The organism is Bacteroidales bacterium (genome assembly GCA_035299085.1).
In the GTDB taxonomy this organism is placed as follows: domain Bacteria; phylum Bacteroidota; class Bacteroidia; order Bacteroidales; family UBA10428; genus UBA5072.
On sequence record DATGXG010000036.1, the window covers coordinates 83,156 to 94,762 of the forward strand.

13 protein-coding genes are annotated in these 11,607 nt (G+C 38.4%); 4 read left to right on the forward strand and 9 right to left on the reverse strand.

Annotated elements, in window-relative coordinates; genetic code table 11:
• Positions 1-1,017, forward strand: coding sequence for a phenylalanine--tRNA ligase subunit alpha (gene pheS / locus VK179_11465; protein ID HLO59352.1), 1,017 nt, complete (start codon positions 1-3; stop codon positions 1,015-1,017).
• 1 nt (position 1,018) lies between these two features.
• Here the strand turns inward: pheS and ruvB are convergent, their stop codons facing one another.
• The 3 genes from ruvB to nadA are packed head-to-tail and all read right to left on the reverse strand — an operon-like array spanning position 1,019 to position 4,629.
• The gene (gene ruvB, locus VK179_11470) at positions 1,019-2,044 is read right to left on the reverse strand and encodes a Holliday junction branch migration DNA helicase RuvB (GenBank protein ID HLO59353.1); all 1,026 of its coding nucleotides are present in this window, start codon (positions 2,042-2,044) and stop codon (positions 1,019-1,021) included.
• 7 nt (positions 2,045-2,051) lie between these two features.
• The gene (locus tag VK179_11475) at positions 2,052-3,623 is read right to left on the reverse strand and encodes a toxin-antitoxin system YwqK family antitoxin (protein HLO59354.1); all 1,572 of its coding nucleotides are present in this window, start codon (positions 3,621-3,623) and stop codon (positions 2,052-2,054) included.
• Between the two features lies 1 nt (position 3,624).
• Positions 3,625-4,629, reverse strand: coding sequence for a quinolinate synthase NadA (gene nadA, locus VK179_11480; protein ID HLO59355.1), 1,005 nt, complete (start codon positions 4,627-4,629; stop codon positions 3,625-3,627).
• A 433-nt stretch (positions 4,630-5,062) separates the two neighbouring features.
• Here nadA and rpiB point away from each other — a divergent pair, with 433 nt between their 5' ends.
• Together rpiB and VK179_11490 are read left to right on the forward strand one after the other, a co-directional pair.
• Positions 5,063-5,491, forward strand: a complete 429-nt coding sequence (rpiB, locus tag VK179_11485) for a ribose 5-phosphate isomerase B (GenBank protein ID HLO59356.1) — start codon at positions 5,063-5,065, stop codon at positions 5,489-5,491.
• Positions 5,491-5,922: an Rrf2 family transcriptional regulator gene (locus VK179_11490; GenBank protein ID HLO59357.1), complete on the forward strand. Its 432-nt coding sequence runs from the start codon at positions 5,491-5,493 to the stop codon at positions 5,920-5,922. The genes rpiB and VK179_11490 overlap by 1 nt, the downstream gene beginning before the upstream one ends.
• Here the strand turns inward: VK179_11490 and VK179_11495 are convergent.
• From VK179_11495 to VK179_11515, 5 genes are read right to left on the reverse strand one after another with little or no spacing between them, the layout of a single operon-like run.
• Complete coding sequence (locus VK179_11495) at positions 5,891-6,292, reverse strand: VanZ family protein (protein ID HLO59358.1); 402 nt, start codon at positions 6,290-6,292, stop codon at positions 5,891-5,893. The two genes, VK179_11490 and VK179_11495, sit on opposite strands and share 32 nt — an antisense overlap.
• Positions 6,293-6,302: 10 nt before the next feature.
• The gene (gene dnaG / locus VK179_11500) at positions 6,303-8,228 is read right to left on the reverse strand and encodes a DNA primase (protein HLO59359.1); all 1,926 of its coding nucleotides are present in this window, start codon (positions 8,226-8,228) and stop codon (positions 6,303-6,305) included.
• A complete protein-coding gene (locus VK179_11505) occupies positions 8,225-8,818 on the reverse strand; it encodes a LuxR C-terminal-related transcriptional regulator (protein ID HLO59360.1) in 594 nt (197 codons plus the stop codon). Before VK179_11505 ends, dnaG begins: the two co-directional genes overlap by 4 nt.
• 4 nt (positions 8,819-8,822) lie before the next feature.
• Positions 8,823-9,560 carry a hemerythrin domain-containing protein gene (locus VK179_11510; GenBank protein ID HLO59361.1) on the reverse strand — a complete coding sequence of 246 codons (738 nt, stop codon included), beginning with the start codon at positions 9,558-9,560 and terminating at the stop codon, positions 8,823-8,825.
• 16 nt (positions 9,561-9,576) lie between these two features.
• Positions 9,577-10,116 (reverse strand): adenine phosphoribosyltransferase, encoded by a 540-nt coding sequence (locus VK179_11515; protein HLO59362.1) that lies wholly within the window; start codon positions 10,114-10,116, stop codon positions 9,577-9,579.
• A 124-nt stretch (positions 10,117-10,240) separates the two neighbouring features.
• Here VK179_11515 and VK179_11520 point away from each other — a divergent pair, with 124 nt between their 5' ends.
• Positions 10,241-10,933, forward strand: a complete 693-nt coding sequence (locus VK179_11520; GenBank protein ID HLO59363.1) for a cytidylate kinase-like family protein — start codon at positions 10,241-10,243, stop codon at positions 10,931-10,933.
• Between the two features lie 4 nt (positions 10,934-10,937).
• On the opposite strand, the gene VK179_11525 is transcribed toward VK179_11520, so the two are convergent.
• Positions 10,938-11,606, reverse strand: coding sequence for a DUF2461 domain-containing protein (locus VK179_11525; GenBank protein ID HLO59364.1), 669 nt, complete (start codon positions 11,604-11,606; stop codon positions 10,938-10,940).
• Position 11,607 lies beyond the last annotated feature (1 nt).

The following is an 11,607-nucleotide window of genomic DNA, read 5'->3' on the forward strand; positions in this document are numbered from 1 at the left end:
ATGATCAAACTAATTGAAAAATATAAAACAGAGATTGAGGCATTTGAAATAAAAAATGCTGAAGATCTCGAGAAATTCAGGCTAACTTATCTAAGTAAGAAGGGTCTTATTTCAGATCTGTTTGCCTCATTTAAATCTGTACCTGTTGAATTAAAGAAGCAAACCGGTGAGAAACTTAATATTCTTAAAAATCTAGCCACTGAGAAGTTCGATGTATCCAGAGATTCCATAGAACATACAGAAACTTCCTTTTTAGGTGATCTTACACTTCCTTCTGATGCCGTTTCTCTAGGTTCAAGGCATCCTGTTTCTCTTATCCGTAATGAAATAGTTTCCGTATTTTCAAAGATAGGTTTTACTGTATCGGAAGGTCCGGAAGTTGAAGATGACTGGCATGTCTTTTCAGGTTTGAATTTTCCGCCGGATCACCCAGCCCGTGATATGCAGGATACCTTTTTTATAGAAAAAAATCCTGATATCGTTCTCAGAACTCATACTTCTTCGGTCCAGATAAGAGTAATGGAGGTATCACAGCCCCCGATCCGTAAAATATTTCCTGGCAGGGTTTTCAGGAACGAAGCTATTTCTGCTCGTGCTCATTGCATTTTTCACCAGATAGAAGGTTTGTATATAGACACACATGTTTCTTTTGCCGATCTTAAACAGACACTTATGTTCTTTGCACGTGAGATGTTCGGAGAAAAAACCCAGATACGCTTAAGGCCTTCATTTTTCCCTTTTACAGAACCTTCTGCCGAAATGGATGTTTCGTGCACCATTTGTGGAGGTTCAGGCTGCAATGTTTGTAAACATACCGGCTGGCTGGAAATTCTGGGTTGCGGAATGGTAGACCCCAATGTACTTGAATCTTCAAATATTGACAGCAATAAGTATACGGGTTTCGCCTTTGGAATGGGACTTGAACGAATAGCTATGTTGAAATACCAGGTTAACGATCTTCGCCTGTATTTTGAAAATGATGTCCGTTTTATAAACCAATTCCGGAGTTCGTACTGATTTATTCGAATAAAAGTGGCATAGATCCCGGGTGGTTCTTCCCCATATGTTTGTATGTTTTTGGGGTTGCTTCTCGTCCCCGGGGGGTTCTCTTTATAAATCCTTCCTTAATTAAAAAGGGTTCATATACTTCTTCTATTGTCCCCGCATCTTCACCAACCGCCGTTGCAATGGTTCCCAAACCCACGGGACCACCATTGAACTTCTCCACAATAATGTTCAGAATGCGATTATCCATTTCATCAAGACCACTTTTGTCAATATTCAGGGCATCGAGAGCGTACTCAGTAATTTCAAGATTGATTTCATCCAATTGCTTAACCTGTGAAAAATCCCTTACCCTTCGGAGCAGAGCATTTGCGATGCGAGGAGTGCCGCGCGACCTGAAGGCTATTTCTTTGGCAGCTTTATCAGAAATCAGCACATTCAAAAGTTTTGCAGACCGTTTAAGTATTCTCTCAAGGATAACAGAATCATAGTATTCCAGATGGAGATTAATTCCAAACCTGGCCCTGAGCGGAGAAGAAAGTAATCCGGCCCTGGTTGTTGCACCAATCAGAGTAAAAGGGTTTAAATTTAACTGTATTGATCTTGCACCAGGTCCTTTATCTATGATTAGATCAATTTTATAATCTTCCATCGCTGAATAAAGGAATTCCTCGACGGTAGCGTTTAAACGGTGAATTTCATCAATAAACAGAACATCGTGTTTCTCAAGGTTTGTAAGAATTCCTGCCAGGTCACCAGCTTTCTCAAGAACTGGTCCGGAAGTTACCCGGATATTACTCTTTAACTCATTCGAAATAATATTAGCCAGGGTTGTCTTTCCTAAACCCGGGGGACCGGCGAGAATAACATGGTCAAGAGCTTCATTTCTTATTTTTGCCGCAGTAACAAAAACTTTTAGGTTTTCTACAAGTTTATCCTGCCCATTGAAATCATCGAAAAGTTTCGGCCTGATACTTTTTTCAAGTTCACGATCTTCTTCTGAAACGAAAGTGTTTCGCAGGTTGAAATCATTGTCCATCGGCAGATCACTGAATTAGTTTGATATCATTATCCGCGAATTCAACTTTCTCACCATTTATTCTGTATTCCCTGTTATCCTTATAGGTTATCGTAAGTACCAGGTTACCATTTTCATCATATTTGCGCCAATTTTTCTCAGAAATACCCATTACATAATAATTGGTTTCTTTCAGTTTGCCGTTCGGATAGTAAAAATCATGCTCTCCGTCAGGATTTCCCTGTACGTAAGTGCCTTCATACATTAATGTACCGTCAGCATAAAATGCCTGCCATTTTCCGTCCTTTAAATCAGCAACGTATTTACCTTTTTCACTATAATCACCCACCTTGTAAAACCATTCATCTTCTTTTTGACCGTCGAAATATTTACCGCTAACTATAATCTGACCTATGGAATCGTATTCAGTATATATTCCTTCGGCCTTACCCTCATAATACTCTTCTTCTCTCTTAATTGTACCGTCGGGATAATACCATTGCCACAAACCATCCGTCTTTCCCTGTTTAAATACGCCAGTTTGTTCCTTTTTTCCATCCCTATAAAAGTAATCCCATTTACCGCTTTGCTGGTTATTTGAATATAATCCTGCAGATTGCACAGAACCGTCTGTAAAATAATATTTCCATTTTCCTTCTTTCCTGCCTTCGTTTGTTATAATTCCTTCGCCAAGCTTTATGCCATTATTATCGAAGAGATATCCATTTATTACCTTACCGGTGGAATCATACATACGATGAATTCCAACAGGAATGGAATCCCGATATGAACCTGAATATATAATATTTCCCTTCTGATCGTACTTATTTTTGATCTGAACTTCAAGGGCACTAGTATCCTTTTCTTCAAGTATTATACCTTTTGCGTAATCCAGTTTGACCTTTATGTTTCCGCTCTCATCAAATTCCTTATATTGTCCGGATAACAGATCATTCACGTAATATCCCTCTGATTTAACTTTTCCATTTTCATAATAGGTTCGCCAGATGCCCTGCTTCAGTCCTTTATCATCTTTCCTGTTAAGCTTTTCCCTATCGGTAAGAAAACCATTTTTATAAGTCATTACGGTAATAAGTATTCCATTTTGATCGTATTCATTTGTTATACCGTTTCTCTTATTATTGGTGTATAAAGATTCTTCCTTTATTCTACCATCGGGATAATACGTATATGACTTTCCTTCTTTGTTATCATTAACATACAATTCTCTGGATACAATACGCCCTCTCTGCATCGGGTCCTTCCCTTCCGAAGTATTAAATGTAATGGTGTAACCATTCCGTTTTCCAAGAACATAACTTACTTTTTCCGTTGTGTCTCCTGATTCATTATAGAAAACCCAAACACTATCAAGCAGAAAATTAGTGCGGTTGCCTTCGCTCTTCATTACTCCTGAAGGATAATATGTTTTCCAGTATCCATCTGGTTTTCCGTTACGCATATAACCTTCACTTGAAATTTTACCGTTCGGATAATAGATCTTATTGTATCCGTTTTCCTGTATTTCCTGCTGAGAAAAGCCTCTAACAACCGGAATAAGGAAAACAAAAGTCAGACATATCCACCTGATAGTTTCCATTTTACAGGCCTAGTTTTTCAGAAATTTCCAACATTCTTTTTATTGATGATTCTGCTTTTACTCTTAAAGTCTCTTCAACCTCAATTTCGGGCATCTCAAATTTAATACAATTATAAAGTTTCTGCATTGTATTTAATTTCATATACATGCAATCGTTACATCCGCAAGTGACATCTTTGGGTGGAGCAGGAATAAAAATTTTTGATGGATTTGCCCTAATCATTTGATGCAATATTCCAGATTCCGTAGCGACAATATATTTATTGTTCTTGTCTTTCTGAGTATATTTAAGTAAAGCGGATGTAGATCCGATAAAATCAGCTACTATCAATAAAGGCTTTTCGCATTCCGGATGTGCAATAATTTTAGCTTCAGGATGCTGCCTTTTCAATTCAAGTATTCTTTCAAGTGAAAACTGTTCATGAACATGACAGGCACCATCCCATATTACCATTTTCCTGCCAGTAAGACTTTCAATATAGTTTCCGAGGTTCTTATCCGGTGCAAAAACAATAGGTTCATTCTCAGGAACACTTTGAACAATCTGAACAGCATTGGATGAAGTACAGATTATATCAGACAGTGCTTTTATTTCAGCTGTTGTGTTAACATAACTAATAACAGTATGGCCCGGATATCTCTTCAAAAATTCACTGAAATCTTCAGCTTTACATGAATCAGCAAGTGAACAACCAGCATTTAGATCCGGTAACAATACCTTTTTTGAAGGTGACAAAATCTTTGCGGTTTCAGCCATAAAATGAACCCCGCAAAAAACAATTATATCCGCTTCCGTTTTGGCAGCCTGTTGTGAAAGATACAGACTGTCTCCAATAAAATCGGCTATATCCTGAATCCTGCCATCCTGGTAATAATGGGCCAGAATAACAGCATTTTTTTCCTTCCGCATTCTGTCAATTTCTTCCCTTAAATTGATGCCAGGGTTAATTTCAGATTCGACATAACCTTTTATTAACAATATATTATTCTTAATAATAGTATTCATTTATAAAATCAATTTTTAATGATGATAATTGGCTGTTAATTGTGTTAAAAAAAAGACCCTGTTTTGATTGATTTTTTCAGGAATACCTTTTTATTAACAGTAAATAACAACCTTTGCTCATAATTTGCACTTGTTTCTTAGCATGTTGTGCATTTATTAACAATAGTTAATAAAACCAGCTGTACAAAATTACTGAGAATTTAAGACACCGCAACATGTTTGATAATTGTTAAATTCTCTTTGAAAAAAAGCGTTTACATTCATTCTTTAATGACGATTCTCAAAAAGTCTGCCGTTTTCATCAGTCATAAATATTTTTCAAACAATTTCTGACAGTTTTTTCAACACTGTTCATCTTGTTTTAGATTAGCTTCAAGGTACTTTAATTGCCTTTTAAAATTGATATCTTTGTAAAGAATAATAATTTAAAGTTATGAAAGTTGCGTTTGCCTGCGACCATGCAGGTTACAATCTGAAACTGATCCTTATATCGTACCTCACAAACAAAGGGTATGAAATAACGGACCTTGGATGTTATTCGGAAGAATCCACTGATTATCCTGAGTATGGCCATATTCTGGCCAATCATATTACCGAAAACAAGTCTGAATTGGGAATTTCATTATGCGGTACAGGTAATGGAATAAATATGACTGCCAATAAGCACCCTATGATCAGGTCGGCGCTTTGCTGGGATTCCGAAATTGCCGAGCTGGCCAGAAAGCACAATGATGCCAATATATGCGCAATTCCTGCCAGGTTTATTACAACCGAGGAGGCAAAAAAGATGGTGGACGTATTTCTGACAACCGATTTTGACGGAGGAAGGCATTTGCGGAGGATTGAGAAAATACCTGTGTAATGTTATCCAATACAAGCAAATATGCTATCAGGGCGATGATTTATCTTGCCATCGGCAAAGAGGACTCAAAAACCGGATTAAGGAAAATCGCTGATGAACTCGATATTCCGGGACCCTTTTTGGCCAAAATTTTACAGACGCTTGCAAAACATAAGTTGTTATTATCTGCCAAAGGTCCGAATGGTGGCTTTACCCTGGCAAAGGATCCTCATAAAATTTCACTCTATGAGATTGTCACTGTCATGGATGGCAGTGATATGTTCAATAAATGCCTGATTTCCCTTCGTACTTGCAATGAAGAAAATGTTCCCTGTCCTATTCATAAAAAATATGAGGGGATCCGGAATGAATTTAAGGAACTGTTTCAGAATCAAAATTTAGGTGACCTGTCAAATGACATCAAGGCGCAGGAACAAATCTACGCCCTATAGTTGACATAAAGCCAATACCCGCCAGAGTTCCGAGAACATCAAACATTAAATCAACAATACTGCCTGTACGGTGAAGTGATGTTATAAAATGCTGAAGAAGTTCGGTTGTGATACCCAGTCCTATACTTAACAAAAAAGTCAGGCTGATAATCCGAAGCTTTTTAACATTTTTCCTCCTGGAAGACATATCAAAAAACAATGCAGAGGAGAATCCAAGGAACATAAAGAAATGAACGATAACATCACCGAATGTTATCCTGACTCCCAGTTTAGCGAATTCTGATGAGGGAATAAGGCACAGAATGATAATAAGCATGCCTACGGTTGCTGTTTTACTATAGCGGAAAGGAACGAATGGAAAAGTGTACATGGTGTGAATCTCAGTTAACAATTATGCGGTCGCCCAGGTCACGCGACAAATTGATTTTCAGATTATTTAAAACCATAAATTTAACCATCAGCGATTGAATTCTCTCATCATTATGCTGATTCTGAGCATGATTTAATTCTTCTTCGGTTTCATGAATCATTTTCATGACCTTTTCATTTTTAAAAGCCATCAGTGCTTCGGGTACGATCTCTTTTAAGCGCATTTCTTCGGTTTCAAAGAAATTTTCATAGCGTTTCCAGATTTTACTCAGATCATACGCAGAAGTTATCATATCGATGACTGATTTTGACACAACTTCATCAGGATGTTTTATGAAATGCTGGTCGCTAATGTTTTCATTTTTTTCTTTCATCGAAAGCATTTCAGTATAAATCACATTGTATACAGGATGATGAAATTCAAGTTCATCCTGTTGAATCTCAGTTATCAGGTAATCAGCCACTCTAACAGGCTTGTCGGGTGTAAGTTCAATTTCTTCACCGGCATAAAGTAGCATCAAACGCAGAACTTCTTTTTCAGCCGGGTATTTCAAAGCCTCCGGCTGACTTTTTAGAACAGTAGTATCAATTGTAGCTGGCAATTCCCTGAAATCAGTCTGTTTTGTTTTTTGATCAAACCGATTTTTTCTTAGGCGGGCGGTTTCAGTATACAGAATTTTTTCTTCGACATCTAAAAGTTTACTGCATTCCCTGATATAAACCGAACGCACAATACTTTCAGGTATGACAGAGATAGTGCGGACAATTTCGGTAATAAGGCTTGCCTTTTTAAGCGGATCCTTTTCGGCATCTTTCCTGAGCAGGTTGGTCTTAAATGAAATAAAATCCGTCTCATTGGTTGTAATAAAATCCGTAAAGCCGGCAGCATTGTTTTTTCGGGCAAAGGAGTCAGGGTCTTCTCCGAAGGGAAGCAAAACCACCCTCACATTCAGGCCTTCTTCAAGCAAAAGGTCAATTCCTCTGAGCGATGCTTTTATTCCGGCTTCATCTCCATCATATAAAACGGTAATATTATGTGTGAATCTTTTTACCAGCCTGATCTGGTTCTGTGTCAAAGAGGTTCCGGATGAAGCTACCACATTTTCAATACCAGCCTGGTGCATGGAGATTACATCGGTATATCCTTCAACAAGATAGCACTTATCGCTTTTCAGGATGGCCTGCCTGGCAAAATAAAGGCCATATAGAATATCACTTTTATGATAGATTTCTGATTCCGGTGAGTTGATATACTTGGCCGTCTTTTCATCGGTTTTCATTACGCGGCCGCCAAAGCCAAGCACCTGTCCGGTCAGCCCATGAATGGGAAACATTACCCTTCCGTGAAACCGGTCATAGCTTCGATTATCTTTTTCAATACTGAGCCCCGTTTTTACAAGGAATTCCAATTTAAAAGACGCTTCGATCGCCTTTCGTGTGAATGCATTTCTTTCGTCTCTTGAATAGCCGAGCTGAAACTTGCGAATGGTATCTTCACGAAAACCCCTTTCAGTAAAATAACTTAGTCCGATAGCTTTCCCTTCAGCCGTATGTAAAGTTTCAGCAAAGTACTTACATGCAAATTCATTAATGGCAAGAAGGCTTTCCCTTTCATTTTTTAATTGAATTTCCTCAATGCTCTCTTCTTTTTCAACAATTTCAATGTTGTACTTTTTTGCCAGGTATTTCAGCGCTTCGGGGTAGGTAAGCTTGTCATTTTCCATCAGAAAAGTAACTACGTTACCTCCTTTACCTGTACTGAAGCACTTAAATATACCTTTTGAAGGGCTAACAAAAAACGAGGGTGTTTTTTCATTCTTAAACGGGCTCAGTCCCCTGAAATTTTGACCTGCTTTTTTAAGGCTGACAAATTCACCGATAACCTCGACAATATCGGCGGCATTAAATATCCTGTCGATTGTAGCTTTATCGATCATAATTCTTCAGCACTTATCAGTTTGTTAATGACCGCATAAACAGTGAGACCCGCAATGGTTTTAATGCCAAGCTTTGCAGTAATATTTTTCCTGTGTGTAATTACAGTGTGTGCGCTTATATAGAGCCTGTCAGCAATTTCCCTGTTCGTCATTCCCAATGCCACCAGTCGAAGCACTTCCTTTTCCCGTTGGCTGATATCCTCATTTGTCCTTAATGAAAAATGCGGCTTCACAAGCTTCTGCAGCGTCCTTTCCAATTTATGATAAAGAATTTTTTCATTATCGGCGTATTCAATTATTTCATCAAACACCACATCATTAATGGATTGCGGAATATCATTGATATATATAAACAGGAACCGTTTTGACCGGTTGTTTAATGTGCTTTTCAGTTCGTCAGGGCAGCCGGCGAGAAATCCCTTTCCCCCAATAAGAAGAAAATCCTTTTCTTTCAGTAAAAGCGCATTCAGTTTGAGCGGATCGTAAACTTCACGTATGTTTATTGTAAACCCTGTTTGATAGAGTATACCGGTAAGACCCATTCTGACCAGCTGTGATCGATCAGCTATTATAACCGGAATGGCTTCCATGCATTCAGGACTTATAATGATCAAGGATCCACTTTTCCATACCACTGATTTTCGGAACCAGGATTTTATCCTCAAGGCGGGCATGATCCCTGAGATCTCTTTCGAGCCTGAATAATTCAAAAAGAATAATCTGGCACAGATCGGATTCAGCAGGAATGGATATGTATTTGATTAAAAGATTCTTAAGATCGAGCAACTTGTCTTCCACATTTTCATGCTCAATCTCATATTGGCCGATGCTGTACTTTCTTATTTGCTCCACGATTTCTTTACCCGGCTTTTTGCTTAGGAATGCTTTTTCAATATCAAAAACATAAGGATAAACTTTTTCCTCTTCGCGTAAAATATGGTGTTCCAATTCGGTTTTGTATCCGTCGAAAAAGCGGTCGATCAGTTTCAATGATTCTGATGGTACCGCATTTTGTGCGGCTACTAGTTTGTTAAGCAGGAACGCTATTTCAGGCACTTTAACCTTCATATAATATTGATGCGATTTCCTGAGGTAATCGACAATCATTCCTGCCGGAAACTGTTGTAAATGTTTTTCAGGAAAATAATTCGGGAAATGGTAGGTTCTTATCAGTTCAAGAAAAAAATCGACATTTATGTTGTAATCCTGGCAAACCTGCCTGATTGTTTTGTCTCCAAATCCAAGCTTAATGCCAAACCGGGAAATGATTTGAAGCAGATGGTAGTTCAAATGAACGATTTCTGCCATTTTCATATTAGCCTGAATCTGCATATCGTTTCGATTAAGTTTACTCGTTGAAATGTGCCAATGAAAAAACCTCATAGGGAGGTGAAAGGCGGTTTCTTCCTTTCAGGAAATCCAGTTCAGCTATAAAGCAAACATAAGCCTTTTTTACATTGAATTTCCGGATAAGATTGAGAGTTGCCAAAGCCGTTCCACCGGTGGCGAGTAAATCATCATGAAGCAGGACGATGTCATCCGGGTGTAAAGCATCCTGGTGCATCTGCAAAGAATCTTTTCCATATTCGAGATCATAAGTTACAGAATAAGTAACAGCAGGAAGCTTTCCGGGTTTTCTCACAGGTACAAAACCTGCATTCAGTTTATACGCGAGAGCACCGCCAATGATGAAACCTCTTGATTCTATGGCCACCACCTTGGTAATTCCTTTTCCCGAGTAATGTTCTGCAAGGATATCGGTAATATGATTGAAGATTACCGGATGTTTAATGGCTGTTGTTATATCTTTGAATTGTATGCCTTTAATCGGAAAATCAGGAACATTGCGAATGGATTCGCGAATACCGGCAAGAACTGAGCTGTCCATATGTTGAAAGTTTTATACAAAAATAGAAGTTTTGTTGGGATACTTCGCAAAATACAATAACTGTCAAATGACTTTACTTTATGCAAAAAATTGACTATATTTATATTGAAAAGCCCGAAACGCAATGAATATTGATTTATTGAAGTATGTTTCTGACCGCCTACATGATGAAGGCGGAAAAGGAAAAGAACCGGGACCTGTCATTACAATTTCAAGGGAATACGGATGTCCTGCAAAAATAATCGCCGGACGTTTAGCGGAAGAGCTTACCCGCAAACTCTTTGTGAAAGGAAGGGAAGGCAAATGGCGATTTATTACAAAGGAAATTATGGCCGAATCTGCCAAAGCCCTTGAGATTGAACCTGAAAAAATAAGGCATGTATTTCAATACGAGCAGAAAGGAATGGTTGATGAAATTATTTCTGCCCAGTTTAATAAATACTATAAAAGCGAACGAAAAATCCTGAACACGGTGGCCAAAGTCATCCGGAATATGGCCGGCGAAGGAAATGTAATTATTGTCGGAAGAGGTGGCGTCGCCATTACTCACGATATACCCCGGTCACTTCATATTTTGCTTGAAGCCCCGCTCGACTGGCGGGCCCTGAGGGTTGCGGAAAACTATAAATTAACCTTTGAGGAAGCTAAGAAATCAGCACTCGAGGTGGATAAAAAAAGAAAAGAATTCAGGGAATATTTCCAGGGTAAAGACACAGATTATACCCGGTTCGATCTGAGCATCAATTGCATGGCATTTTCAATTGAAGAAATCGTACACATTATACTTAAAGTGGCAGAGATCAGAAAATTAGTCTGATTTTTCATTCCGCATTTTCGACAGCCGCATTCAAAAAACGATTAAAGTCGGACAGGGACCGGAATACATCCCTTGCTTCATTAATAAACGCTGCTTTTGTATACATGGAATCCGGTTCATCCTTTAAAACAGTGTAATGCTTATATTTCAGGTAGTCAATACCTTCGAAATCAGCAGAGAATCCTCTTGGAGCCGATTTAAGTTTTTCACCCCACAGATCGTTGCCAAAATGCTTTACAAAAGAGGGATTTTTAATTATTCGTTTAAATTCGTCAAAGTTTTCGGCTATTTCTGTTCGGATTGCTTTTAATACCGGTGCTGATGGCATATAAATGCCGCCCGATAGAAAACAGGAACCGGGTTCAATATGAATATAATACCCGGCAAAAGCGCTTTTTCTGCCACCCCGGGCGATAAAAGCCCCAAGATTTGTTTTATAGGGCATTTTGTCGTTTGAAAACCGGATATCCCTGTTAATTCTGAAAATACACGACTTCGCATCTGTTTGTGCAGACTGTTTATCGAACAGCGCGATTTCGGCAATTATTGTTTCGATAAACGATTCCAATTCTTTCTTAATACCAGCGTAACTTGACCTGTTGGCATCAAACCATTCTTTGTTGTTATTGGTTTTAAGTTCTTTTAAAAATTGAAATGTTGCTGGTGAAATCATA